Here is a 24,821-nt window from a genome sequence, read left to right as displayed (position 1 = left end):
ACCCGCGCATTGGCGCGGGTTTTTTCTGTCTGGAGGCTTGAATCAACGCTGATTGTCGCCCACCAGTCTACCGCGCAAGTAAGATGCGTTTAGTAGTAGACCAAGTAGGCGGACGGTGCGGTTCATGTTTCAAGCCCTGTGCAATTTCGTGATGTATTTATTGGTACTTGATCTCAACGCAGGTGTCAACCTTTAGGCTGGCTGTGGGATCGCCAGGCCGATGAGTTCGTCGTGTTTGCTCAGTGAAAGATACCGAGAAAATGTCTTTTCTTAATATATTAATTAAGATTAAAAGGCGTAATATCGTCTGAGAACAGGCTGAATTTAAATAATTCATCTTATGAATATGATAGAACTGATGTATTGTTCATGGGCTGACAGATTTTTTATTACCCATCCGGTGACTTACTGGTTTTTATTGCGTGGTTTTATTGCTTCAGTAATAACTGTTCTGGTTAATTGAGTCGTTATAAATCCTTGTCAGAAAGATATTAAAATGAAACTTCCAGCTTATGCATTGTGGAATGGAACTCAATTTATTACTGGAGTAAAAATGGATTCTAAAATACATAAGAGTCGGGAGACTCTGGATGCAATAAGACCTCTGTTACGTAATGTAGACTTAAACCTGCTGACCGTTTTTGACACGGTAATGAGAGCACAAAGTATTACCGGTGCAGCCAGGTTGCTGGGGATGTCTCAGCCTGCGGTCAGCAACGCCGTGTCCCGGTTGAAAACCACCTTCAAAGATGAGCTATTTGTTCGCAATGGGCGGACGATACAAGCAACGGCCAGAGCTTTTCAGCTTTATGACGTGATTCGTGATGCCTTACAAATGGTTCAGAATGAGCTACCGGAAGGGGACTTTGATCCTTTGAGGAGCAAGCGGCAGTTTACGCTTTGCGTTGCCAGTCCTTTGGACAGTAAAATAATGTCACGCATTTTAGGTACGATAAAATATACGGCGCCGAATGTTCAATTAATGTTTAAATCTTTTTTGAACGAAGATATTGAGCGACAGCTACGCTATCAGGAAGTTGATTTTTTGATTTGCTATGATGAAATCTCGCGCTCTGAGTTTAAAAAAATTCCACTGTTTGAGGATGAAATCGTTTTAGTTACCGGCCCGGAGCATCCTGGTTTTTGTTCTCCATTAACGATGCGTGAATTCTATAATCAGCAACATGCGGTGACTTCCCCTGAATGTTATGGTTCTTTCAGTTCGCCGTGGTATGACACGTTGAATAAGCAAAATGCGATTGCCTACCAGGGAATGGCGATGACCTGTGTATTAAACGTGGTTTCACAAACACGGCTGGTGGCTGTAGCGCCACGCTGGTTGGTTGATGGTGCCTCTAATGAATTGAATCTAAAAGTGTTTACCTTGCCTTTTATCAAAAGTCAGCGTACTTGTTATTTATCCTGGTATGACTCAAGCGGGCAAGATAAGGGGCATTTGTGGATGCAAAATCAGATAGCAAAAAGCTTATGTCAATAACGTTACTTGTATTATGGATTCCCGGGCCTCAACAGCCCGTTTCCACTTTTTTATGTTAGAAAGGCAGTATTTTGTACTTTCGCATTTTCTGGTGGCACCGTCCTTGCAGCATTAATAATGCTAAATTAATACATAACATACTGTGTTTCTCCGCATCTTTGGCATATTCGTCATTAGTCACCCTCTCTATTTAGTCGATCGCTCCGCTATGCCTGATTTTTATAGCGGTGAGCGTAATTTCTTCTCTTCAGGTTGCTCTGGTGGGTAATTGCCTGACGGATCTTGAGCGGTTATGTTAATGGGCTAAACCTATAAAAATGATACAGGCAGAGACACAACCTGTCGCAGCGACGGTGCGGAAATGACTTCCGCATGCGGTCAAAAACGTGAGCCTGGAGGCAAAACCATGGAGATGTTGTCAGGAGCCGAGATGGTCGTCCGGTCGTTAATCGATCAGGGCGTGAAACAAGTATTCGGCTATCCGGGAGGCGCCGTTCTCGATATTTACGATGCGCTTCACACTATGGGCGGAATCGATCATGTGCTGGTGCGCCATGAGCAGGCTGCCGTGCATATGGCCGACGGCCTGGCCCGTGCTACGGGGGAAACCGGCGTTGTGCTGGTGACTTCGGGGCCCGGTGCCACAAATGCCATCACCGGCATCGCAACCGCCTATATGGATTCAATCCCGATGGTTGTGTTGTCCGGGCAGGTTGCAACTTCATTGATTGGTTACGACGCCTTTCAGGAGTGCGACATGGTCGGTATCTCCCGACCTGTTGTAAAACACAGCTTCCTGGTAAAACAGGTCGAGGACATACCGGGGATCATCAAAAAAGCATTCTGGCTTGCTTCTAGCGGCCGCCCAGGGCCGGTGGTCGTTGATTTACCCAAAGACATCATGAGTCCGCTGAATAAGTTGCCGTATGCCTGGCCAGACGCCGTTAGTATGCGCTCTTATAATCCAACGACGCAGGGCCATAAAGGGCAGATCAAGCGTGCCCTGCAGACGCTGATTGCGGCTAAAAAACCGGTGATGTACGTCGGCGGTGGGGCGATCAATTCAGCCTGTGAGGCAGAATTGTTGGTGCTTGCTGAAAAGCTCAATATACCGGTGGTCTCATCGCTGATGGGGCTGGGTGCATTCCCGGCCACACACCGGCAGTCGCTGGGCATGCTTGGCATGCACGGTACTTACGAAGCCAACATGACGATGCATCATTCGGACGTTATCTTTGCCGTTGGCGTGCGCTTTGACGACCGAACCACGAACAATCTCGCTAAATACTGCCCGAATGCGACAGTGTTGCATATTGACATTGACCCCACGTCTATCTCCAAAACCGTAGCGGCAGATATCCCGATTGTGGGAGATGCGCGTCAGGCTCTGACACAAATGCTGGACTTGCTTGGTCAGGAAGATATTCAGCAATCCGGGGATGATATTCGGGACTGGTGGCAACAGATTGAACAGTGGCGGGCTCGTCACTGCCTTGAGTTCGATCGCCATAGCCAGGCTATCAAGCCGCAGGCTGTTATTGAAACCGCTTATCGTCTGACGAACGGGGATGCTTATGTCACCTCCGATGTGGGCCAGCACCAAATGTTTGCCGCGCTCTATTATCCGTTCGATAAGCCACGCCGTTGGATAAATTCCGGCGGTTTAGGCACGATGGGCTTCGGCCTTCCTGCAGCACTTGGCGTGAAGATGGCGCTGCCGGATGAGATGGTTATTTGCGTTACCGGCGATGGCAGTATCCAGATGAATATCCAGGAACTTTCCACCGCGCTGCAGTACGGCTTGTCGGTTCTGGTTTTGAACCTTAACAATCGCTATCTCGGCATGGTGAAGCAGTGGCAGGACATGATTTACTCGGGCCGCCATTCCCAGTCTTATATGGAGTCACTCCCGGACTTTGTTCGCCTGGCGGAAGCGTATGGCCATGTGGGAATTAGTATCACTAAGCCAGAAGAGCTGGAAAGCAAACTTGCTCAGGCGCTGGAAACGGTGCGCGGAGGGCGACTGGTGTTTGTAGATGTCACAGTTGATGGTACAGAACACGTTTATCCGATGCAGATTCGCGGTGGCGGTATGGATGAAATGTGGCTCAGCAAAACGGAGAGAACCTGAATATGCGCCGGATATTATCTGTATTACTGGAAAACGAATCAGGCGCGCTGTCCCGGGTCATTGGTCTGTTTTCCCAGCGGGGCTACAACATTGAAAGCCTTACCGTAGCGCCTACGGATGATCCCACGCTTTCTCGCATGACTATCCAAACCGTGGGTGATGAAAAGGTACTGGAGCAGATTGAGAAGCAGCTGCATAAGCTGGTTGATGTGTTACGCGTCAGCGAGCTGGGGCAGGGAGCCTACGTTGAACGTGAAATCATGCTGGTAAAATTGCAGGCCAGCGGATACGGGCGGGAAGAGGTGAAGCGAAGCACGGAAATTTTCCGTGGGCAAATCATTGATGTGACGCCAACGCTTTACACCGTCCAGCTTGCCGGCACCAGCGATAAGCTCAACGCCTTCCTTGATACGATCCGCGATGTTGCCAAAATTGTCGAAGTGGCCCGTTCAGGCATTGTTGGCGTTTCGCGCGGCGATAAGATCATGCGTTAGTCACGAATGTGATCTAATTCACATGCCCGGTAATCACTGCCGGGCTTTTTTTTGCAAATAAGAAAACAACCGCCTGCAAAAGCGGTTGCTGGAGTTATTATTCTGCGCTTAGATGTGAATGTCGTTAACCATAGCCATGGCATGGGTATGGATCACCTGGAGAGTAAGGGGCTACAGTGAAATTGGATGAAATCGCGCGTCTGGCTGGCGTGTCGCGGACCACGGCAAGCTACGTCATCAACGGAAAAGCAAAGCAGTATCGCGTCAGCGATAAAACCGTTGAGAAAGTTATGGCGGTAGTACGTGAGCATAACTACCACCCTAATGCGGTAGCCGCCGGGCTTCGTGCAGGACGCACGCGTTCTATCGGGCTGGTGATCCCAGATCTGGAAAACACCAGCTACACCCGTATAGCAAATTATCTTGAGCGCCAGGCCCGCCAGCGCGGCTATCAGTTGCTGATCGCTTGCTCTGAGGATCAACCTGACAACGAAATGCGCTGTATCGAGCATCTTCTGCAGCGTCAGGTTGATGCCATTATTGTATCTACCTCTTTGCCGCCGGAGCATCCTTTTTATCAGCGCTGGGCAAACGATTCGTTCCCGATTATTGCGCTCGATCGTGCCTTAGACCGTGAACATTTCACCAGCGTTGTCGGTGCCGATCAGGACGATGCAGAAATGCTGGCAGAAGAACTGCGGAAATTCCCTGGTGAAAATATCCTTTACCTTGGTGCATTACCTGAACTGTCCGTAAGCTTCCTGCGTGAGCAAGGGTTCCGTACTGCCTGGAAAGACGATCCTCGTACCGTCAATTACCTCTATGCCAACAGCTATGAGCGTGAAGCTGCCGCTCAGCTTTTTGAAAAATGGCTGGAAACTCACGAGATGCCGGATGCGCTGTACACGACGTCCTTCGCACTGCTGCAGGGAGTGATGGATGTTACACTGCGCCGCCAGGGACGGCTGCCTTCGGAGTTGGCGATCGCCACCTTTGGCGACCATGAGCTGCTGGATTTCCTGCAATGCCCGGTATTGGCGGTCGCACAGCGTCACCGCGATGTTGCTGAGCGCGTGCTGGAATTGGTGCTGGCAAGCCTTGATGAGCCACGTAAGCCGAAGCCTGGGTTAACCCGAATTCGCCGCAATCTTTATCGTCGGGGTAGCTTAAGTCGTTACTGATAAAGAGATCATTATCAGTCACTTAAAGTTAATTAAGATTTTTCCCGTATATTTACCCTTATTTTTTAAGGCAATTAATTAGGCGGGAAAAATCAGGTAAAAAAATCCCCATCGAGAAATAAATCTGTTCTTTGTATTATTTTGTTACACACCAGCAGTTAAGAAATGTTGGATTATTAATCATTAGCAACCTCTCTTTACTTCTGTCTTGCACAGAGCCAGCGCCAGACGGGCATCTGGCGCTGTTCACCCGCCTTGAAATACCTTAAAATGCCGCCCGCGTCGCAAACTGGGTACTTAATATTTCTCCAGACAAGTATTTGGTCGTTTTAACGCTGTTGATGTTTATTGGTCTTTTTCTTTCAAATATTCATAACGTTAATTTTGCCTCGCCATTGCGGGCTTTTTTACGCCAGCCATTTATCAATCGCTTAGGCGCGGGAATTTATTCCCGTAAGCGGCCTGGCTGGCTTGACAAGGTTTTCCTCCCCTCCGTAAACTCCTTTATGTGGGAATTTGTGGGTTAAAGTGGTGAAATGGGTCATTAAAGGGTGAGGCTGGCATGTTCCGTGGGGCAACGTTAGTCAATCTCGACAGCAAGGGGCGGCTCGCCGTACCTACCCGCTATAGGGAAAAGCTGATCGAAACCTCAGAAGGTCAGATGGTTTGCACCATCGACATCCATCACCCCTGCCTGCTGCTTTATACCGTTCCCGAGTGGGAAATCATTGAACAAAAGCTTGCCCGTCTGTCGAGCATGAATCCCGCAGAACGCCGCGTACAGCGTCTGTTATTGGGACATGCCAGTGAATGTCAGATGGATAGCGCCGGGCGACTGCTGCTGGCGCCCGTTTTACGGCAGCACGCCGGGCTTACCAAAGAAGTCATGCTGGTCGGCCAGTTCAATAAGTTTGAGCTGTGGGATGAAGCGACCTGGCATCAACAGGTCAAGGAAGATATCGACGCTGAGCAGGGTTCGACAAACACCTTGTCGGATCGTCTGCAGGACTTGTCACTTTAGAAATGATGGAAAATTTTAAACATACTACGGTGCTGCTGGACGAGGCCGTTAACGGCCTGAATATTCGTCCCGATGGCATCTACATTGATGGCACTTTTGGTCGCGGTGGCCATTCACGCCTGATTCTGTCTCAGCTCGGTGAGCAAGGACGGCTACTGGCGATCGACCGCGATCCGCAGGCAATTGCTGCTGCTAGCGCTATCGATGACCCACGCTTCTCCATCATTCATGGCCCATTCTCTGCGCTTGCAGATTACGCACGTGAGCGCGAACTGGACGGTAAGATTGACGGCATTTTGCTGGATCTCGGCGTCTCTTCTCCTCAGCTGGATGATGCAGAACGCGGTTTTTCGTTTATGCGTGATGGGCCGCTGGATATGCGTATGGACCCAACGCGCGGCCAATCCGCAGCCCAATGGCTGATGACGGCGGAAGAAGCCGATATTGCCTGGGTTATTAAAACCTTTGGTGAAGAACGTTTTGGTAAGCGCATTGCGCGCGCCATCGTTGAACGCAATCGCGAAGAGCCGATGACGCGTACCAAAGAGCTGGCGGCCGTTGTCTCTGCCGCTATGCCGGTGAAAGATAAGTTTAAGCACCCAGCGACCCGAACATTCCAGGCTATCCGTATCTGGATCAACAGCGAGCTGGATGAAATTGAGAAAGCGCTGAAGGGTTCGCTGGAGGCGTTATCTCCCGGTGGCCGTTTATCGATCATCAGTTTCCATTCTCTGGAGGATCGCATCGTTAAACGCTTTATGCGTGAAAACAGCCGAGGACCACAGGTCCCAGCCGGTTTACCGATGACGGAAGCGCAGCTGAATAAACTGGGCGGTCGCCAGTTGAAAGCGCTGGGTAAGCTAATGCCTGGTGAAGAAGAAGTGGCGGAAAATCCGCGCGCCCGTAGTTCTGTTTTGCGTATTGCGGAGAGGACTAACGCATGATCAATCGGGTGACAGAAACCCTCAGCAGAGTGACGCAGCTCGGCAGCAACGAGCGCCACGCATTGCCTGCCGTGATTGGTGGCGATCTTCTGCGTCATGGGAAACTGGCACTTTGCTTGTTCGTCGCGATTATTGTGACCGCGGTTTCCGTGGTCACGACGGCGCACCATACTCGTCTGCTCACCGCACAGCGCGAGCAGATGGTACTCGAGCGTGATGCGCTGGATATTGAATGGCGTAACCTGATTCTCGAAGAAAATGCGCTCGGCGATCACAGCCGGGTAGAAAGGATCGCGACGGAAAAGCTGCAATTGCAGCATGTCGATCCTTCGCAGGAAAACATCGTAGTTCAGCAATAAGGAATAGTGCGGCAGATGAGAGCAGCGGCAAAAACGCTTAAACCAAAACGTCAGGAAGAACAGGCCAACTTTGTGAGTTGGCGTTTTGCGTTGCTCTGCGGTTGCATTTTGTTGGCGCTGACTTTTCTGCTGGGCCGTGTTGCCTGGCTGCAGATAATCAACCCGGACATGCTGGTACGTCAGGGTGATATGCGTTCACTGCGGGTACAGGAGGTCTCCACCTCCCGCGGCATGATAAGCGATCGCGCGGGGCGCCCTCTTGCGGTTAGCGTCCCGGTGAATGCGGTCTGGGCCGACCCGAAAGAATTGCATGACGCTGGCGGAGTGACGCTGGACAACCGCTGGAAGGCGCTGGCCGATGCACTGAAAATGCCTCTCGACCAGCTTTCATCCCGCGTGAACACCAATCCCAATGGGCGATTTATTTATCTCGCGCGTCAGGTTAACCCGGATATTGGCGACTACATCAAAAAGCTTAAACTTCCGGGGATCCACCTTCGTCAGGAGTCCCGTCGCTACTATCCATCCGGAGAAGTGACCGCTCACCTCATCGGTTTCACCAACGTGGACAGCGAAGGGATCGAGGGGGTGGAAAAAAGCTTTGATAAATGGCTCACCGGTCAACCGGGCGAGCGCATTGTGCGTAAAGATCGCTACGGGCGCGTTATCGAAGACATTTCCTCCACCGACAGCCAGGCCGCACATAACCTGGCTTTGAGCATTGATGAACGCTTGCAGGCGCTGGTTTATCGCGAACTGAATAACGCCGTTGCCTTCAACAAAGCCGAATCGGGCAGCGCTGTTTTGGTTGACGTGAATACCGGTGAAGTCCTGGCGATGGCGAACAGCCCGTCCTACAACCCGAACAATCTAACCGGCACGGCAAAAGACGTGATGCGTAACCGTACCATCACCGACGTCTTCGAGCCGGGTTCCACCGTTAAGCCAATGGTGGTGATGACCGCGCTGCAGCGGGGCGTAGTAAATGAAAATAGCGTACTGAATACGATTCCGTACCGCATTAATGGTCATGAGATCAAAGATGTGGCGCGGTACAGCGAATTGACCCTTACCGGGGTGTTACAGAAGTCGAGTAACGTCGGTGTTTCGAAGCTGGCGTTAGCGATGCCCTCCTCAGCGTTAGTAGATACTTACTCACGTTTTGGACTGGGAAAAGCGACCAATTTGGGGTTGGTCGGGGAACGCAGTGGCTTATATCCTCAAAAACAACGGTGGTCTGACATAGAGAGGGCCACCTTCTCTTTCGGCTATGGGCTAATGGTAACCCCGTTACAGTTAGCGCGAGTCTACGCAACGATTGGCAGCTATGGCATTTATCGCCCGCTGTCGATAACCAAAGTTGACCCGCCGGTTCCCGGCGAGCGTATCTTTGCTGAATCTACCGTCCGCACCGTGGTGCACATGATGGAAAGCGTGGCGCTGCCCGGCGGCGGCGGAGTGAAGGCGGCCATTAAGGGCTACCGTATTGCGATTAAAACCGGTACGGCGAAAAAAGTCGGCCCGGACGGTAAGTACATCAATAAATACATTGCTTACACCGCAGGCGTTGCGCCAGCCAGCCAGCCTCGCTTCGCGCTGGTGGTGGTTATCAATGACCCGCAGGGCGGTAAGTATTACGGCGGTGCCGTATCTGCACCTGTGTTCGGTGCCATCATGGGCGGCGTACTGCGCACCATGAACATCGAGCCGGATGCGCTGGCAACCGGTGAGAAAAGCGAATTTGTAATTAATCAGAAAGAGGCATCAGGTGGCAGATCGTAATTTGAGCGACCTTCTTGCTCCGTGGGTAGCCGGGCTACCTGCGAGAGCGCTGCGAGAGATGACACTCGACAGTCGCGTGGCGGCTGCGGGCGATCTTTTTGTGGCCGTGGTCGGTCATCAGGCGGACGGGCGTCGTTATATCCCGCAGGCGATAGCACAGGGTGTGGCTGCCGTGATCGCAGAAGCGGACGGTGAAGCTGCAGATGGTGAAGTTCGCGAGATGCATGGCGTACCGGTCATTTACCTGAGCCAGCTGCATCAGCGGCTGTCTGCGCTGGCTGGCCGTTTCTATCATCAGCCTTCTGAATCCTTACGTCTGGTTGGCGTCACCGGCACTAACGGCAAAACGACAACCACTCAACTATTAGCGCAGTGGGCGCAGCTGTTGGGTGAAACCAGTGCCGTGATGGGAACCGTGGGCAATGGTCTGCTTGGGCAGGTTGTGCCGACAGAAAATACCACGGGCTCTGCGGTAGACGTGCAGCACGTGCTGGCGAGCCTGAAAACCCAAGGCGCAACCTTTGGTGCCATGGAAGTTTCATCCCATGGTCTGGTTCAGCATCGCGTGGCGGCGCTGAAGTTTGCTGCGTCGGTATTTACCAACTTAAGCCGCGATCACCTTGATTATCACGGTGATATGGCGAATTACGAAGCCGCTAAGTGGCTGTTGTTTTCCGAGCATGACTGCGGTCAGGCGATCATCAACGCCGATGACGAAGTGGGTCACCGCTGGTTGGCGCGCCTGCCGGATGCCGTGGCGGTCACCATGGAAAATAACCTTGAGCCGGGGGCACATGGGCGCTGGCTGAAAGCTGATGAAGTGGTTTATCACGATGGTGGAGCGACGATTCACTTCAGTTCATCGTGGGGCAATGGCGAAATTGAAAGCCGCCTGATGGGCGCGTTTAACGTCAGTAACCTGCTGTTGGCTTTAGCCACTCTGCTGGCGCTGGGTTATTCGCTCGAGGCATTAATTGAAACTGGTTCACGTTTGCAGCCTGTTTGCGGACGAATGGAAGTCTTCAGCACAGCCGGCAAACCTACCGTGGTTGTGGATTATGCCCACACGCCGGATGCGCTGGAAAAAGCGCTACAGGCAGCCAGGCTGCACTGTTCCGGCAAATTGTGGTGTGTATTTGGCTGTGGCGGCGATCGCGACAAGGGTAAGCGGCCAATTATGGGTGGCATTGCCGAGCAATATGCCGATGTGGTGGTGGTGACCGATGACAACCCGCGCACCGAAGAACCGAGAGCCATTGTTGAGGATATCCTGACCGGTATGCTGGATGCTGGCCGTGCGCACGTTGTGTTAGGACGTGCAGAAGCGGTGACTAACGCGATTATGCAGGCCAAAGAAAATGACGTGGTTCTGCTGGCGGGTAAAGGCCACGAGGACTATCAGATTGTTGGCAACCGTCGTCTGGATTACTCCGACCGCGTTACCGCAGCGCGCCTGCTGGGGGTTGTGGCATGATTCGCGTCTCCCTGAAGCAGCTGGAGTCCATTCTTAATGGGCAGCTACATGGCGCAAACGCGGACATTATTGATGTCACAACGGATACCCGTAAGCTGACGGCTGGCTGTCTGTTTGTTGCGCTGAAAGGCGAACGTTTTGATGCCCATGACTTTGTCGCCGATGCGGTTAAAGGCGGGGCTGGTGCATTATTGGTTAACCGTAAGCTGGATATTGATGTTCCCCAACTGGTTGTGGCCGATACGCGCCTTGCGTTTGGCGAACTAGGCGCGTGGGTTCGCCAGCAGGTGCCTACTCGCGTTGTGGCGCTAACCGGTTCTTCCGGCAAAACTTCCGTGAAGGAAATGGCGGCATCAATTCTGCGCCAGTGCGGCAACACGCTTTATACCGCAGGCAATCTGAATAACGATATTGGCGTGCCGATGACGCTGCTGCGCCTGACGCCAGAATACGATTATGCGGTTATTGAGCTGGGAGCAAACCACCAGGGCGAAATAGCCTGGACCGTGGGCTTGACGCAGCCGGAAGCGGCGCTGGTGAATAACCTGGCGGCCGCGCACCTTGAAGGTTTTGGTTCACTGGCAGGCGTGGCTAAAGCCAAAGGCGAGATCTTTACCGGCCTTGCGGCAAACGGTACGGCGATCCTTAATGCCGATAACAACGACTGGCTGAACTGGCAGGCGATCATTGGCGATCGTAAAACCTGGCGCTTCTCACCGAACGCGGCAGGCAGCGATTTCACCGCGACGAATATCCATATCACCTCCCACGGTACCGAATTTACTCTGCATACGCCGCAGGGCGATGTTGATGTCATTCTGCCGCTGCCGGGTCGTCACAATATTGCTAACTCGCTGGCGGCTACCGCGCTGGCAATGGCCGTTGGTGCGACGCTCGAAGCCGTAAAAGCGGGGCTTGCTGAGCTTAAAGCCGTGCCGGGCCGCCTGTTCCCTATCCAGCTTGCAGAGAATCAACTGCTGCTGGACGACAGTTATAACGCTAACGTGGGTTCAATGACCGCGGCGGCACAGGTCCTGTCAGAAATGCCGGGTTACCGTGTGATGGTCGTTGGCGATATGGGCGAGCTGGGTGAGGAAGCCGAAGCTTGCCATCGTCAGGTTGGCGAAGCGGCAAAAGCCGCAGGTATTGACCGTGTTTTGAGCGTCGGGGTTTTAAGCAAAACGCTGAGTGACGCATCAGACGTTGGTGAACATTTTACCGATAAACAGGCCGTGGTTGCGCGTTTGAAAGCGCTTATTGCGGAACATTCAATTTTAACCATTTTGGTGAAAGGTTCACGTAGTGCGGCCATGGAAGAGGTGGTTCGCGCATTACAGGAGAAACAAGCATGCTAGTTTGGCTGGCCGAACATTTGGTCAAATATTATTCCGGCTTTAACGTCTTTTCCTATTTGACGTTTCGCGCCATCGTCAGCCTGCTGACCGCTCTGTTTATCTCCCTGTGGATGGGCCCGCGGATGATCGCGCGTTTACAGCAACTCTCCTTCGGGCAGGTTGTGCGTAACGATGGTCCAGAGTCGCACTTTAGCAAGAAAGGGACGCCAACCATGGGCGGGATCATGATCCTGACCGCCATTGTGGTGTCCGTGCTGATGTGGGCCTATCCCTCTAACCCCTACGTCTGGTGCGTGCTGTTTGTGCTGATAGGCTTTGGCATCGTTGGCTTTGTCGATGACTACCGCAAGGTGGTCCGTAAGGACACTAAAGGTCTGATTGCACGCTGGAAATATTTCTGGATGTCGGTGATTGCACTGGTAGTGGCTTTCACAATGTATGCAGCCGGGAAAGGGACACCTGCAACCGAACTGGTTGTGCCGTTCTTCAAGGACGTGATGCCGCAGCTTGGCCTGTTCTATGTTCTGCTAGCGTACTTTGTGATTGTCGGTACCGGTAATGCGGTAAACCTGACGGATGGTCTTGATGGCCTGGCGATTATGCCTACCGTGTTTGTTGCGGCAGGTTTTGCGCTGGTGGCATGGGCGACGGGGAACATGAATTTTGCGGGCTACCTGCACATTCCTTACCTGCGCCATGCGGGTGAACTGGTGATCGTTTGTACGGCGATTGTCGGCGCAGGCCTGGGCTTCCTGTGGTTCAACACATACCCGGCTCAGGTCTTCATGGGCGACGTAGGCTCTTTGGCTCTCGGTGGGGCGCTGGGCACTATCGCGGTACTGCTGCGTCAGGAGTTCCTGCTGGTGATTATGGGCGGCGTGTTCGTCGTTGAAACGTTATCGGTGATCCTGCAGGTAGGCTCGTTCAAACTACGTGGGCAGCGTATTTTCCGCATGGCACCGATTCACCATCACTATGAATTGAAAGGCTGGCCGGAGCCGCGCGTGATTGTGCGCTTCTGGATTATTTCGCTGATGCTGGTGCTGATTGGCCTGGCTACGCTGAAGGTTCGCTAAACATGGCAGATTACCAGGGTAAAAATGTTGTCATCATTGGACTGGGCCTGACAGGTCTGTCCTGCGTGGATTTCTTTATCGCGCGCGGCATAACGCCACGCGTAATGGACTCCCGTATCTCACCTCCTGGTCTTGATAAGCTGCCTGAGAATGTTGATCGCCATACCGGTTCGCTGAATGAGGACTGGCTGCTGGCGGCGGATTTGATTATTGCCAGCCCTGGCGTGGCCCTTGCTACTCCCGCCTTGAGCGCGGCGGCGGATGCCGGGATCGAGATAATCGGTGACATTGAGCTATTTTGCCGTGAAGCCCAGGCCCCGATTGTCGCGATCACTGGCTCTAACGGTAAAAGTACCGTGACCACCCTGGTGGGAGAGATGGCGAAAGCAGCGGGTGTGAACGTGGGCGTGGGTGGAAATATTGGCCTGCCGGCGTTGATGCTGCTGGACAAAGGCTGCGAGCTTTATGTCCTGGAGCTTTCCAGCTTCCAGCTGGAAACCACCCACAGTCTGAAGGCTGCGGCGGCGACGGTTCTGAATGTGACTGAAGATCATATGGATCGCTATCCGTTTGGGATGCAGCAATATCGCGCGGCAAAACTGAGCATCTATGAAAACGCTAAAGTCTGCGTGGTCAACGCAGATGATGCGCTGACGATGCCCGTACGCGGCGCGGACGAGCGTTGTATCAGTTTTGGTGTGGACGTTGGCGATTATCACCTTAATCGTCAGCAGGGTGACACCTGGCTGCGGGTGAAAGGGGAGAAAATCCTCAACACCAAAGAAATGAAACTGGTGGGGCAGCATAACTACACCAACGCGCTGGCTGCGCTGGCGCTGGCGGATGCAGTGAATCTGCCTCGTTCCAGCAGTCTGAAGGCGCTGACCACCTATACTGGCCTGGCTCATCGCTTCCAGCTGGCCTGGGAACGTAATGGCGTTCGCTGGATTAACGACTCTAAAGCCACCAACGTAGGGAGCACAGAAGCCGCGCTAAATGGCCTGCATGTTGAGGGCACGCTGCATCTGCTGTTAGGCGGCGACGGTAAGTCTGCCGACTTCTCACCTTTAGCTCGCTACCTGCAGGGCGACCATGTGCGCCTGTACTGTTTTGGTCGCGACGGTGCTGAGCTGGCCGAGTTACGCCCGGATATTGCCGAGCGGACAGAAACCATGGAGCAGGCGATGAAGCTTGTCGCTGGTCGCGTGGCAGCGGGTGATATGGTGCTGCTTTCCCCAGCCTGCGCAAGTCTCGATCAGTTCAAAAACTTCGAACAGCGCGGTGATATGTTTACTCAATTTGCGAAGGAGCTCGGCTGATGCGTTTATCTCTCCCTCGCCTTCGCGTTCCCCGCATTCCAGGGTTTGGTATCCTGGCCTGGGTCGCCTCGGCGCTAAAAGGGTGGGTAATGGGCTCCCGTGAGGCCGACGCCAACAGCATGGTGCTGTACGACCGTACGCTGCTGTGGCTGACCTTCGGCTTGGCCGCGATTGGTTTTATTATGGTTACTTCGGCGTCAATGCCGGTCGGCCAGCGACTGGCAAACGATCCGTTCCTGTTTGCTAAACGAGACGGGTTATACATCATCGTCGCGTTTGTGCTGGCGATGGTGACGCTGCGTTTGCCGATGGATTTCTGGCAGCGCCACAGCACGGCTATGCTGCTGGCTTCGATCGTGATGCTGCTGATTGTACTGGTCGTAGGCAGCTCCGTTAACGGGGCATCGCGCTGGATTGCTTTCGGCCCGCTGCGTATTCAGCCCGCGGAGTTTTCCAAGCTGTCGCTGTTCTGTTATCTCGCAAACTACCTTGTGCGCAAGGTTGATGAGGTTCGAAATAACCTGCGCGGCTTCCTGAAGCCTATGGGCGTGATTCTGGTTATGGCCGTCCTGCTGCTGGCTCAGCCTGACTTGGGCACCGTGGTGGTGCTGTTTGTCACCACGCTGGCGATGCTGTTCCTTGCAGGAGCAAAACTGTGGCAGTTTATCGCGATCATCGGGATGGGGATCTCGGCGGTTATCCTGCTGATCCTTGCCGAGCCTTACCGTATTCGCCGCGTAACGTCGTTCTGGAACCCGTGGGAAGATCCGTTCGGCAGCGGCTACCAGCTAACGCAATCACTGATGGCTTTTGGGCGCGGTGAATTGTGGGGACAAGGGCTGGGGAATTCGGTTCAGAAGCTGGAATATCTACCCGAAGCGCACACTGACTTTATCTTCTCGATCATCGGTGAGGAGCTGGGATATATCGGTGTGGTGCTTGCACTTTTGATGGTATTCTTCGTCGCTTTTCGCGCGATGTCCATCGGCAAGCGCGCGCTGGAATTGGATCAGCGTTTCTCCGGTTTCCTGGCGTGTTCTATCGGGATCTGGTTTAGCTTCCAGGCGCTGGTTAACGTTGGCGCTGCGGCGGGGATGTTGCCCACGAAAGGCCTGACGCTGCCGCTTATCAGTTACGGCGGTTCCAGCCTGCTGATTATGTCCACGGCAATCATGCTGTTGTTGAGAATAGATTATGAAACGCGTCTGGCTAAGGCTCAGGCGTTTACACGGAGCGCCAAATGACGGGCAAAGCGAAGCGGTTGATGGTGATGGCGGGCGGTACCGGTGGGCATGTTTTCCCAGGTCTGGCCGTTGCTCATCACCTTCAGGCGGAAGGATGGGACATTCGCTGGCTTGGTACTGCGGACCGTATGGAAGCCGATCTGGTGCCGAAAAACGGGATTGAAATCGACTTTATCCGTATTTCTGGCCTGCGCGGCAAGGGCCTAAAGGCCCTGCTGATGGCGCCTGTGCGTATTTTTAATGCCTGGCGCCAGGCTCGCGCCATCATGAAAGCGTGGAAGCCGGATGTTGTGCTGGGCATGGGCGGGTATGTTTCCGGACCAGGTGGCCTGGCTGCCTGGTCTCTTGGCATTCCGGTTGTCTTGCATGAGCAGAACGGCATTGCCGGTCTGACGAATAAATGGTTGGCAAAGATCGCCACCAAGGTAATGCAAGCCTTTCCCGGCGCATTCCCTGAAGCGGACGTTGTTGGCAATCCGGTGCGGACAGATGTGCTTGCTTTACCGCTGCCGCAAGTGCGTTTTGCCGGAAGAGAAGGCCCGGTTCGCGTGCTGGTTGTCGGCGGATCTCAGGGCGCTCGAGTGTTGAACCAAACCATGCCGCAGGTCGCGGGGCGTTTAGGTGACTCCGTGACTGTCTGGCACCAAACCGGAAAAGGCGGCCAGGCAGTTGTGCAGCAGGCTTACGCTGAAGCGGGGCAGCCTCAGCACAAGGTCACCGAGTTTATTGATGATATGGCAGCAGCCTACGAATGGGCTGATGTTGTGGTTTGTCGCTCCGGGGCATTAACCGTGAGTGAAATCGCGGCTGCAGGGTTACCAGCCTTGTTCGTTCCGTTCCAGCACAAAGATCGGCAGCAGTACTGGAATGCGCTGCCGCTGGAAAAGGCAGGCGCCGCGAAAATACTGGAGCAGCCGCAGTTTACCGTGGATGCCGTTACCCGTACCCTGGCCGGGTGGGACAGAGCAACGCTGCTGGCAATGGCCGAGCATGCGCGCGCTGCCTCCATTCCTGATGCAACTGAACGTGTAGCAAACGAAGTCAGCGCCGCAGCGCGCAAGTAATACTTGTGGGTGGCAAATTGCCCCCCGTAAATTTTGATGTAATGGCGGCATGCCGCCTGCAGGTTTAGAGAATGAATACACAACAACTGGCGAAACTGCGTTCAATTGTGCCCGAGATGCGTCGCGTCCGGCACATTCACTTTGTTGGCATCGGCGGCGCCGGTATGGGCGGTATTGCTGAAGTATTGGCTAACGAAGGCTACCAGATTAGTGGTTCCGATCTGGCACCGAATCCGGTCACGCAGCAGTTGTCGGCACTGGGTGCCACGATTTATTTCAACCATCGCCCGGAAAACGTGCGCGATGCAAGCGTGGTTGTTGTTTCTACGGCGATTTCTGCGGATAACCCGGAAATTGTTGCCGCCCATGAAGCGCGTATTCCGGTCATCCGTCGTGCTGAAATGCTGGCTGAGCTGATGCGTTTCCGGCACGGTATTGCGATCGCGGGTACGCATGGCAAAACCACGACAACGGCAATGGTATCGAGCATTTATGCCGAAGCTGGCCTGGATCCAACGTTTGTAAATGGTGGTCTGGTGAAAGCCGCCGGCGTCCATGCTCGTCTGGGCAACAGCCGCTACCTGATTGCAGAGGCTGACGAAAGCGATGCTTCGTTCCTGCACCTGCAGCCGATGGTCTCAATTGTGACCAATATCGAAGCCGACCACATGGATACTTACCAGGGCGACTTCGAAAATTTAAAACAGACGTTTATTAATTTCCTGCACAACTTGCCATTTTATGGACGTGCGGTGATGTGCGTAGACGATCCGGTGATTCGCGAGCTTCTGCCGCGTGTGGGGCGTCAAATCACCACATATGGCTTTAGCGACGACGCGGATGTACGCGTTGAAAATTATCAGCAAAAAGGCGCTCAGGGCTTTTTCACCATTGTGCGCCAGGACAAGCCTGAGATGCATGTGGTGTTGAACGCACCGGGCCGCCATAACGCGCTGAATGCGGCGGCTGCAGTTGCCGTTGCGACGGAAGAGGGCATCGAAGACGACGCTATTTTGCGTGCGCTCGAAAGCTTCCAGGGGACGGGGCGTCGCTTCGATTTCCTGGGCGAATATCCTCTGGCTCCGGTAAATGGTAAAGCGGGCACGGCTATGCTCGTGGATGACTATGGTCACCACCCAACGGAAGTGGATGCCACCATTAAGGCGGCGCGCGCAGGCTGGCCGGATAAAAATCTGGTGATGGTTTTCCAGCCGCATCGCTATACGCGTACGCGTGATTTGTATGATGACTTTGCTGGGGTGCTGTCCCAGGTTGACTCTCTGGTGATGCTGGAAGTCTATCCTGCCGGCGAGGCGCCAATTCCGGGGGCCGACAGTCGCTCTTTATGCCGCACCATTCGCGGTCGTGGCAAAGTTGACCCTATTTTGGTTTCTGACCATGCGGAAGTGGCGGAAATTCTGGCCCCTGTTTTGACGGGAAATGATTTGATTCTCGTTCAAGGTGCCGGGAATATCGGCAAAATCGCCCGAAATCTGGCTGAAATCAAATTGCAGCCTCAAACTAAAGAGGAAGGGCGTCATGGCTGATAAGATCGCCGTTCTTCTCGGAGGAACCTCTGCCGAGCGCGAGGTTTCTCTGCAATCCGGCAGCGCGGTGCTGGCGGGATTAAAAGAAGCGGGTATTGATGCACATGCTTTTGATCCACAAAGCGAGTCTGTACTTGAGCTAAAGGCTCAGGGCTTTGACAAGGTTTTTATCGCCCTGCATGGTCGCGGTGGTGAAGACGGCACTTTGCAAGGGTTGTTGGAGTTTCTTCAACTGCCTTATACCGGCAGCGGCGTGATGGCATCAGCGATCACTATGGATAAGCTGCGCAGCAAACTGTTGTGGCAGGGTGCAGGTTTACCGGTTGCGCCGTGGGTTGCCGTTCATCGTCAGGATTTCGCTGCGGGCTTGAGTGCTGCGTGGGTTGAGCGTGTTGCTGCTTTAGGTTTGCCGGTTATCGTCAAGCCGAGCCGGGAAGGTTCCAGCGTAGGCATGTCTAAGGTGGACAGCGCAGATGCGCTGCCAGCTGCGCTTGAACTGGCCTTTGAGCATGACGAAGAAGTGTTGATTGAAAAATGGTTGAGTGGTCCAGAGTATACGGTTGCGATTTTAGGTGAGGAAATTTTACCGTCTATTCGCATCCAACCCGCTGGAACCTTCTATGATTATGAAGCGAAGTATCTCTCTGATGAAACTCAATATTTCTGCCCCGGTGGATTAATTGAGCAAAGAGAACAGGAATTGCAGGCATTAGTTCTGCAGGCCTGGCAGATTCTCGGCTGTAGCGGCTGGGGCCGTGTCGATGTGATGCTGGATAGCGATGGTCAGTTTTACCTGTTAGAAGTGAACACTTCTCCGGGGATGACCAGCCACAGCCTGGTGCCGATGGCGGCTCGCCAGGCGGGAATGAGCTTCTCACAACTGGTTGTACGTATTTTGGAACTGGCGGACTGATATGTCGCAGGCTGCACTGAATGCGCGTAATCGTGCCGAGGAAAATGCCAGCTCCCGGCGTAGCAACGGATCCCGTCTGGCAGGGATGATTTTCCTGTGTGCGGTACTGTTGAGCGTGTTTATTGGCGGTTGGATTGTGGTGGGCTGGATGGAAGACGCCCAGCGTTTACCACTCTCCAGGCTGGTGGTGACCGGGGAGCGGCACTACACACGCAATGATGATATACGCCAGTCTATTCTGGCCCTGGGACCTCCGGGTACTTTTATGACCCAGGATGTGAATATCATCCAACAGCAGATAGAGCGCTTGCCGTGGATCAAGCAGGCAAGCGTTAGAAAGCAGTGGCCGGACGAATTGAAGATTCATCTGGTTGAATATGTGCCGATAGCACGCTGGAATGACCAGCATATGGTTGACGCCGAGGGAAATTCCTTCAGCGTACCAGCAGAGCGCACCAGCAAGCAGACTTTGCCGATGCTTTCCGGCCCGGAAGGCAGCGAAAACGAAGTTCTGCAAGGTTTCCGTGACATGGGCGTGGTGCTGGCTAAGGATAAATTTACGTTGAAACAAGCGGCTATGACCGCTCGCCGCTCCTGGCAGTTGACGCTGAATAACGGAATTAAGCTCAACCTTGGCCGGGGCGACACGATGAAACGTCTGGATCGTTTTGTAGAACTGTACCCGGTTCTGCAGCAGCAGGCGCAGGCTGATAACAAACGGATCAGTTATGTCGACCTGCGATACGATTCAGGCGCCGCGGTAGGTTGGGAGGCACTTCCTCCTCCGGTACCTAATCCGAATCAGCAACAGAATCAGGCACAGGCAGAACAACAATGATCAAGGCGACGGACAGAAAACTGGTAGTTGGACTGGAGATTGGCACCGCGAAGGTTGCCGCTTTAGTAGGGGAAGTTCTGCCCGACGGTATGGTCAATATTATTGGCGTGGGCAGTTGCCCTTCGCGTGGTATGGACAAAGGCGGAGTAAACGACCTCGAGTCGGTGGTTAAATGCGTTCAACGGGCGATTGACCAGGCTGAATTGATGGCAGACTGCCAGATATCTTCAGTTTACCTGGCGCTGTCCGGCAAGCATATCAGCTGCCAAAACGAGATAGGCATGGTGCCGATTTCGGAAGAGGAAGTGACGCAGGAAGATGTTGAAAATGTGGTGCATACGGCAAAATCAGTGCGTGTTCGCGATGAACACCGCGTTCTGCATGTGATTCCACAGGAATACGCTATTGATTACCAGGAAGGGATCAAAAATCCGGTAGGCCTGTCCGGTGTCCGTATGCAGGCGAAAGTGCATCTGATTACCTGCCATAACGATATGGCAAAAAACATCGTTAAAGCGGTTGAACGTTGTGGTTTGAAAGTTGACCAATTAATTTTTGCCGGTCTGGCCGCAAGCTATGCGGTACTGACCGAAGATGAACGAGAGCTGGGCGTCTGTGTTGTGGACATCGGCGGTGGTACCATGGATATGGCGGTGTATACCGGCGGCGCGCTGCGCCACACCAAAGTTATCCCTTATGCTGGGAACGTGGTTACCAGCGATATTGCCTATGCCTTCGGGACACCACCGAGCGATGCAGAAGCGATTAAAGTTCGCCATGGTTGTGCACTGGGGTCTATCGTCGGTAAAGACGAGAACGTTGAAGTTCCGAGCGTTGGCGGACGCCCTCCGCGCAGCCTTCAGCGTCAGACGCTGGCGGAAGTGATTGAGCCTCGTTACACCGAGCTGCTCAACCTGGTCAACGAAGAGATTTTGCAGTTACAGGAACAGCTTCGCCAGCAGGGTGTTAAACATCACCTGGCGGCGGGGATTGTGTTAACCGGCGGCGCGGCACAAATTGAAGGCCTGGCAGCCTGTGCTCAGCGTGTGTTCCATACGCAGGTGCGTATCGGCCAGCCGTTGAATATTACTGGCCTTACTGATTATGCCCAGGAGTCGTATTACTCGACCGCAGTAGGGTTGCTGCACTACGGGAAAGAGTCACATCTCAGTGGTGAAGCAGAAGTGGAAAAAAGGACCTCCGTCGGCTCATGGTTTAAGCGACTGAATAGCTGGCTGAGAAAAGAATTTTAATTTTTATAAGAGACCGGAGACAATTAGCGGTCTCAGGCGACAGGCACAAAACGGAGAGAAACTATGTTTGAACCTATGGAACTGACCAACGACGCGGTGATTAAAGTCATCGGCGTCGGTGGCGGCGGCGGTAACGCCGTTGAACACATGGTGCGTGAACGCATCGAAGGCGTTGAATTCTTTGCGGTTAACACTGACGCTCAGGCACTGCGTAAAACCGCTGTAGGCCAGACGATCCAGATCGGTAATGGGATCACTAAAGGCCTGGGCGCGGGCGCAAATCCAGAAGTGGGCCGTAACGCTGCGGAAGAAGACCGCGAAGCTTTACGCGCTGCGCTGGACGGGGCAGACATGGTGTTCATCGCAGCAGGTATGGGCGGTGGTACCGGTACGGGTGCTGCTCCTGTTGTTGCTGAAGTAGCTAAAGATTTGGGTATCCTGACCGTTGCCGTCGTGACTAAGCCTTTCAACTTTGAAGGCAAGAAGCGTATGGCATTCGCGGAGCAGGGTATCGCCGAACTGTCTAAGCATGTTGACTCCTTGATCACTATTCCGAATGACAAGCTGCTGAAAGTGCTGGGCCGTGGCATTTCTCTGCTGGACGCATTTGGTGCAGCAAACGACGTACTCAAAGGTGCGGTGCAGGGTATTGCCGAGCTGATTACTCGCCCTGGCCTGATGAACGTTGACTTCGCGGACGTGCGTACAGTGATGTCCGAAATGGGCTACGCCATGATGGGCTCAGGCGTTGCGAGCGGCGAAGACCGTGCTGAAGAAGCGGCTGAAATGGCTATCTCCAGCCCGCTGCTGGAAGATATCGACCTGTCCGGTGCGCGCGGCGTGCTGGTTAACATTACCGCTGGCTTCGACCTGCGTCTTGACGAGTTTGAAACCGTGGGTAACACCATTCGTGCGTTCGCGTCTGACAATGCAACCGTGGTTATCGGTACCTCTCTGGATCCAGAGATGAACGACGAACTGCGTGTTACCGTTGTGGCTACCGGTATTGGCATGGATAAGCGTCCAGAGATAACTCTGGTGACCAACAAGCAGGTACAGCAGCCGGTGATGGATCGCTACCAGCAGCACGGTATGGCTCCGCTGACGCAAGAACAAAAACCGGCCGCTAAAGTGGTTAACGACAATACACCACAGACGGCAAAAGAGCCTGATTATCTGGATATTCCAGCGTTCCTGCGTAAGCAAGCTGATTAAGAATAAACCGGAAGTTGGGAATATTCGCTCTTTGTGCTAAACTGGCCTGCCGTTAGTGATATACACTCTCGGCTAGCTTAGTAATTTGGCGGGATTATACGATGATCAAACAAAGGACACTTAAACGTATCGTTCAGGCGACTGGCGTCGGTTTGCATACCGGCAAGAAAGTCACGCTGACGCTGCGCCCTGCGCCGGCAAATACCGGGGTCATCTATCGTCGCACCGACTTGAATCCTCCGGTAGATTTTCCGGCTGATGCCAAATCCGTGCGGGATACCATGCTCTGTACTTGTCTGGTAAACGAGCATGATGTACGGATTTCTACCGTAGAGCACCTCAACGCTGCCCTGGCAGGGCTGGGTATCGACAACATTATTGTTGAAGTCGATGCGCCAGAAATCCCTATCATGGACGGCAGTGCGGCGCCGTTTGTTTATCTGCTGCTTGACGCAGGGATCGATGAACTGAACTCGGCCAAGAAATTTATACGTCTGAAAGAGACGGTTCGTGTGGAAGATGGCGATAAATGGGCTGAAATGTCACCGTTTAATGGTTTCTCGTTGGATTTTACCATCGACTTTAACCATCCGGCGATTGATGCAAGTACCCAGCGCTATACCATGAACTTCTCTGCTGAAGCATTCATGCGTCAGATTAGCCGTGCGCGTACCTTCGGTTTTATGCGTGATATCGAATATCTGCAGTCCCGTGGTCTGTGCCTGGGCGGCAGCTTCGATTGTGCCATCGTTGTTGACGATTATCGCGTATTGAACGAAGACGGTCTGCGTTTTGAAGATGAATTCGTTCGTCACAAAATGCTGGATGCGATCGGCGATCTGTTCATGTGTGGCCACAACATTATTGGCGCGTTCACCGCCTATAAGTCTGGTCATGCCCTGAACAACAAACTGCTGCAGGCTGTTTTGGCTAAGCAGGAAGCCTGGGAATGGGCGACCTTCGAAGACGAAGCCGAACTTCCGCTGGCGTTTAAAGCACCTAAACTGGTGCTGGCGTAACGCCTGAATTAGCGATTACGACTGGTTTTGCTGGTACCCTCTCCGGCCAGTGAAGCCAGTCGTTCTATTGTTGCTCTTAATTTCTCCGGGCTACGTTTGGCCACCTCTCTCAACGCTTCCGCACTCTGCTTGCTTAGCTGGCGATTCACTTCGTATTTCTCAGTCCCTGTCTGAGTGGTGTTTTCTTGAACAAATTCCTGCCCTTTTACCGCCAGCGAAGGATTAATCCTGATGTCGATTGATGTCAATGATGGTAAGATTTGGGCGCGTAATGCACTCAGCAGCGTGGCTTGTTCATAGCGTAAGCGCATCAGCCAGCTGGCATTTGCGGTTTCAAGGACGAGAATGCCCTGGCGGAAGTTGGCCACCCGGCACCACGGATGCAGTGGAGCAGGCAAAATGCCTTTCACTGCCCGGTTAAGACGCAGCAGAGCGACGGCACGTTGCTGTACGTTCTGCAACATGCTTTCCTGACCGGCTTCGTCAAACAGATTTTCTAAAGATTGCGGGCGACTGTCGCGCATACATTAAGCTCCGGCGGAAAAAGTGATTGGTATTCTAAATCGTTGGCGACAATTTGGCAGACGTTATTTCTGGCCGCATCTCCTGTTGGGGATGGTCGCGGCGAGTTTTGGCATGCCTGCGCTCAACGGTAACACAGAGACCGGCGTGCCCGCTGAAGCTTCCGCCAGCCGCCACGATTCGGCGCGCCAGTTGCGTTTCGATAGCTTGGTTCAGCTACAAGAAAGTACTCGCCGTCCTTCTTTTAGTGTGGACTATTGGCACCAGCATGCAATCCGCACCGTTATCCGTCATCTTTCCTTTGCTATGGCACCTCAGGCTTTGCCTGTGGCTCAGGAAAATGTGCCGCTTCAGGCACAGCACCTTGCCCTGTTGGACACGCTTAGCGCGCTGTTAACGCAGGAAAGTAAACCTCCCGTTATTGTTCGCCAGACTGCGTTTAGAGCATCTCCTGTGGGAGACGTTTTCAGTACCGTGCTGTGGATCCGTCAGGTACAGGGCATCCGCGCAGGCCCGCTTTGCCTCAGCTAATTCATCTTCCAAACTAACAACAATTTATTGACCGTACTGAC

23 protein-coding genes are annotated in these 24,821 nt (G+C 53.4%); 21 read left to right on the top strand and 2 right to left on the bottom strand.

Going from position 1 to position 24,821, the window contains the following annotated elements; translation table 11 throughout:
* Nucleotides 1-42: 42 nt before the first annotated feature.
* Complete coding sequence (gene leuL, locus F3J29_RS22880; protein WP_139827388.1) at nucleotides 43-126, bottom strand: leu operon leader peptide; 84 nt, start codon at nucleotides 124-126, stop codon at nucleotides 43-45.
* Nucleotides 127-553: 427 nt separating this feature from the next.
* On the opposite strand from leuL, the gene leuO reads away from it, so the two are divergent.
* The 20 genes from leuO to lpxC all read left to right on the top strand — a co-directional run bounded on the left by leuO (nucleotide 554) and on the right by lpxC (nucleotide 23,727).
* The gene (gene leuO, locus F3J29_RS13625) at nucleotides 554-1,498 is read left to right on the top strand and encodes a transcriptional regulator LeuO (protein WP_166867523.1); all 945 of its coding nucleotides are present in this window, start codon (nucleotides 554-556) and stop codon (nucleotides 1,496-1,498) included.
* Between the two features lie 406 nt (nucleotides 1,499-1,904).
* Complete coding sequence (gene ilvI / locus F3J29_RS13620) at nucleotides 1,905-3,629, top strand: acetolactate synthase 3 large subunit (RefSeq protein ID WP_166866841.1); 1,725 nt, start codon at nucleotides 1,905-1,907, stop codon at nucleotides 3,627-3,629.
* A gap of 2 nt (nucleotides 3,630-3,631) precedes the next feature.
* Nucleotides 3,632-4,123 (top strand): acetolactate synthase small subunit, encoded by a 492-nt coding sequence (gene ilvN, locus F3J29_RS13615; protein WP_166867520.1) that lies wholly within the window; start codon nucleotides 3,632-3,634, stop codon nucleotides 4,121-4,123.
* A 176-nt stretch (nucleotides 4,124-4,299) separates the two neighbouring features.
* Nucleotides 4,300-5,304, top strand: coding sequence for a catabolite repressor/activator (cra, locus tag F3J29_RS13610; RefSeq protein WP_008461770.1), 1,005 nt, complete (start codon nucleotides 4,300-4,302; stop codon nucleotides 5,302-5,304).
* A 562-nt stretch (nucleotides 5,305-5,866) separates the two neighbouring features.
* Nucleotides 5,867-6,325, top strand: coding sequence for a division/cell wall cluster transcriptional repressor MraZ (gene mraZ, locus F3J29_RS13605; RefSeq protein ID WP_038475605.1), 459 nt, complete (start codon nucleotides 5,867-5,869; stop codon nucleotides 6,323-6,325).
* A 2-nt stretch (nucleotides 6,326-6,327) separates the two neighbouring features.
* A complete protein-coding gene (gene rsmH, locus F3J29_RS13600) occupies nucleotides 6,328-7,269 on the top strand; it encodes a 16S rRNA (cytosine(1402)-N(4))-methyltransferase RsmH (RefSeq protein WP_166866840.1) in 942 nt (313 codons plus the stop codon).
* A complete protein-coding gene (ftsL, locus tag F3J29_RS13595) occupies nucleotides 7,266-7,628 on the top strand; it encodes a cell division protein FtsL (protein ID WP_008461776.1) in 363 nt (120 codons plus the stop codon). The genes rsmH and ftsL overlap by 4 nt, the downstream gene beginning before the upstream one ends.
* A gap of 15 nt (nucleotides 7,629-7,643) precedes the next feature.
* Nucleotides 7,644-9,410 carry a peptidoglycan DD-transpeptidase PBP3 gene (gene ftsI, locus F3J29_RS13590; RefSeq protein ID WP_166866838.1) on the top strand — a complete coding sequence of 589 codons (1,767 nt, stop codon included), beginning with the start codon at nucleotides 7,644-7,646 and terminating at the stop codon, nucleotides 9,408-9,410.
* Nucleotides 9,397-10,884, top strand: a complete 1,488-nt coding sequence (gene murE / locus F3J29_RS13585; RefSeq protein WP_166866836.1) for a UDP-N-acetylmuramoyl-L-alanyl-D-glutamate--2,6-diaminopimelate ligase — start codon at nucleotides 9,397-9,399, stop codon at nucleotides 10,882-10,884. The genes ftsI and murE overlap by 14 nt, the downstream gene beginning before the upstream one ends.
* Complete coding sequence (gene murF / locus F3J29_RS13580; protein WP_166866834.1) at nucleotides 10,881-12,239, top strand: UDP-N-acetylmuramoyl-tripeptide--D-alanyl-D-alanine ligase; 1,359 nt, start codon at nucleotides 10,881-10,883, stop codon at nucleotides 12,237-12,239. Before murE ends, murF begins: the two co-directional genes overlap by 4 nt.
* On the top strand, nucleotides 12,233-13,315 hold the full coding sequence (gene mraY / locus F3J29_RS13575) for a phospho-N-acetylmuramoyl-pentapeptide-transferase (protein WP_039290277.1): 1,083 nt from the start codon (nucleotides 12,233-12,235) through the stop codon (nucleotides 13,313-13,315). The genes murF and mraY overlap by 7 nt, the downstream gene beginning before the upstream one ends.
* Before the next feature lie 2 nt (nucleotides 13,316-13,317).
* Complete coding sequence (gene murD / locus F3J29_RS13570; RefSeq protein ID WP_166866833.1) at nucleotides 13,318-14,634, top strand: UDP-N-acetylmuramoyl-L-alanine--D-glutamate ligase; 1,317 nt, start codon at nucleotides 13,318-13,320, stop codon at nucleotides 14,632-14,634.
* Entirely contained in the window at nucleotides 14,634-15,878 is a 1,245-nt protein-coding gene (ftsW, locus tag F3J29_RS13565; RefSeq protein WP_045781354.1) for a cell division protein FtsW, read from the top strand. Before murD ends, ftsW begins: the two co-directional genes overlap by 1 nt.
* Nucleotides 15,875-16,942 carry an undecaprenyldiphospho-muramoylpentapeptide beta-N-acetylglucosaminyltransferase gene (murG, locus tag F3J29_RS13560; protein WP_166866830.1) on the top strand — a complete coding sequence of 356 codons (1,068 nt, stop codon included), beginning with the start codon at nucleotides 15,875-15,877 and terminating at the stop codon, nucleotides 16,940-16,942. The genes ftsW and murG overlap by 4 nt, the downstream gene beginning before the upstream one ends.
* 71 nt (nucleotides 16,943-17,013) lie before the next feature.
* Nucleotides 17,014-18,489, top strand: a complete 1,476-nt coding sequence (murC, locus tag F3J29_RS13555; RefSeq protein ID WP_166866828.1) for a UDP-N-acetylmuramate--L-alanine ligase — start codon at nucleotides 17,014-17,016, stop codon at nucleotides 18,487-18,489.
* On the top strand, nucleotides 18,482-19,402 hold the full coding sequence (locus F3J29_RS13550; RefSeq protein ID WP_166866827.1) for a D-alanine--D-alanine ligase: 921 nt from the start codon (nucleotides 18,482-18,484) through the stop codon (nucleotides 19,400-19,402). Before murC ends, F3J29_RS13550 begins: the two co-directional genes overlap by 8 nt.
* Before the next feature lies 1 nt (nucleotide 19,403).
* Nucleotides 19,404-20,240 (top strand): cell division protein FtsQ, encoded by an 837-nt coding sequence (ftsQ, locus tag F3J29_RS13545; protein ID WP_166866825.1) that lies wholly within the window; start codon nucleotides 19,404-19,406, stop codon nucleotides 20,238-20,240.
* A complete protein-coding gene (ftsA, locus tag F3J29_RS13540) occupies nucleotides 20,237-21,493 on the top strand; it encodes a cell division protein FtsA (RefSeq protein ID WP_008461798.1) in 1,257 nt (418 codons plus the stop codon). The genes ftsQ and ftsA overlap by 4 nt, the downstream gene beginning before the upstream one ends.
* 63 nt (nucleotides 21,494-21,556) lie before the next feature.
* Nucleotides 21,557-22,708 carry a cell division protein FtsZ gene (gene ftsZ, locus F3J29_RS13535; RefSeq protein ID WP_008461800.1) on the top strand — a complete coding sequence of 384 codons (1,152 nt, stop codon included), beginning with the start codon at nucleotides 21,557-21,559 and terminating at the stop codon, nucleotides 22,706-22,708.
* 101 nt (nucleotides 22,709-22,809) lie between these two features.
* A complete protein-coding gene (gene lpxC, locus F3J29_RS13530) occupies nucleotides 22,810-23,727 on the top strand; it encodes a UDP-3-O-acyl-N-acetylglucosamine deacetylase (RefSeq protein ID WP_085541415.1) in 918 nt (305 codons plus the stop codon).
* An 8-nt stretch (nucleotides 23,728-23,735) separates the two neighbouring features.
* Here the strand turns inward: lpxC and F3J29_RS13525 are convergent, their stop codons facing one another.
* Nucleotides 23,736-24,251, bottom strand: a complete 516-nt coding sequence (locus F3J29_RS13525; protein WP_166866823.1) for a DUF721 domain-containing protein — start codon at nucleotides 24,249-24,251, stop codon at nucleotides 23,736-23,738.
* Nucleotides 24,252-24,273: 22 nt separating this feature from the next.
* On the opposite strand from F3J29_RS13525, the gene secM reads away from it, so the two are divergent.
* Nucleotides 24,274-24,780, top strand: a complete 507-nt coding sequence (gene secM, locus F3J29_RS13520; protein ID WP_166866821.1) for a secA translation cis-regulator SecM — start codon at nucleotides 24,274-24,276, stop codon at nucleotides 24,778-24,780.
* The last annotated feature ends 41 nt before the right edge of the window (nucleotides 24,781-24,821 follow it).

It is taken from the genome of Enterobacter sp. Cy-643 (genome assembly GCF_011752815.1).
GTDB lineage: Bacteria > Pseudomonadota > Gammaproteobacteria > Enterobacterales > Enterobacteriaceae > Cedecea.
Note: the sequence above shows the minus strand (reverse complement) of the source record. Positions and strands in the feature narration are given on the sequence as shown.

What these genes read in the sequence shown, in the direction of transcription:
- lpxC (WP_085541415.1), top strand. Translation starts at nt 22,810, where the DNA reads ATGATCAAACAAAGGACACTTAAACGTATCGTTCAGGCGACTGGCGTC.
- ilvI (WP_166866841.1), top strand. Translation starts at nt 1,905, where the DNA reads ATGGAGATGTTGTCAGGAGCCGAGATGGTCGTCCGGTCGTTAATCGAT.
- murD (WP_166866833.1), top strand. Translation starts at nt 13,318, where the DNA reads ATGGCAGATTACCAGGGTAAAAATGTTGTCATCATTGGACTGGGCCTG.
- ftsI (WP_166866838.1), top strand. Translation starts at nt 7,644, where the DNA reads ATGAGAGCAGCGGCAAAAACGCTTAAACCAAAACGTCAGGAAGAACAG.
- ftsW (WP_045781354.1), top strand. Translation starts at nt 14,634, where the DNA reads ATGCGTTTATCTCTCCCTCGCCTTCGCGTTCCCCGCATTCCAGGGTTT.
- ilvN (WP_166867520.1), top strand. Translation starts at nt 3,632, where the DNA reads ATGCGCCGGATATTATCTGTATTACTGGAAAACGAATCAGGCGCGCTG.
- mraZ (WP_038475605.1), top strand. Translation starts at nt 5,867, where the DNA reads ATGTTCCGTGGGGCAACGTTAGTCAATCTCGACAGCAAGGGGCGGCTC.
- F3J29_RS13525 (WP_166866823.1), bottom strand. Translation starts at nt 24,251, where the DNA reads ATGCGCGACAGTCGCCCGCAATCTTTAGAAAATCTGTTTGACGAAGCC.
- leuL (WP_139827388.1), bottom strand. Translation starts at nt 126, where the DNA reads ATGAACCGCACCGTCCGCCTACTTGGTCTACTACTAAACGCATCTTAC.
- ftsZ (WP_008461800.1), top strand. Translation starts at nt 21,557, where the DNA reads ATGTTTGAACCTATGGAACTGACCAACGACGCGGTGATTAAAGTCATC.
- leuO (WP_166867523.1), top strand. Translation starts at nt 554, where the DNA reads ATGGATTCTAAAATACATAAGAGTCGGGAGACTCTGGATGCAATAAGA.
- murF (WP_166866834.1), top strand. Translation starts at nt 10,881, where the DNA reads ATGATTCGCGTCTCCCTGAAGCAGCTGGAGTCCATTCTTAATGGGCAG.
- ftsA (WP_008461798.1), top strand. Translation starts at nt 20,237, where the DNA reads ATGATCAAGGCGACGGACAGAAAACTGGTAGTTGGACTGGAGATTGGC.
- rsmH (WP_166866840.1), top strand. Translation starts at nt 6,328, where the DNA reads ATGATGGAAAATTTTAAACATACTACGGTGCTGCTGGACGAGGCCGTT.
- F3J29_RS13550 (WP_166866827.1), top strand. Translation starts at nt 18,482, where the DNA reads ATGGCTGATAAGATCGCCGTTCTTCTCGGAGGAACCTCTGCCGAGCGC.
- ftsL (WP_008461776.1), top strand. Translation starts at nt 7,266, where the DNA reads ATGATCAATCGGGTGACAGAAACCCTCAGCAGAGTGACGCAGCTCGGC.
- ftsQ (WP_166866825.1), top strand. Translation starts at nt 19,404, where the DNA reads ATGTCGCAGGCTGCACTGAATGCGCGTAATCGTGCCGAGGAAAATGCC.
- murG (WP_166866830.1), top strand. Translation starts at nt 15,875, where the DNA reads ATGACGGGCAAAGCGAAGCGGTTGATGGTGATGGCGGGCGGTACCGGT.
- mraY (WP_039290277.1), top strand. Translation starts at nt 12,233, where the DNA reads ATGCTAGTTTGGCTGGCCGAACATTTGGTCAAATATTATTCCGGCTTT.
- murC (WP_166866828.1), top strand. Translation starts at nt 17,014, where the DNA reads ATGAATACACAACAACTGGCGAAACTGCGTTCAATTGTGCCCGAGATG.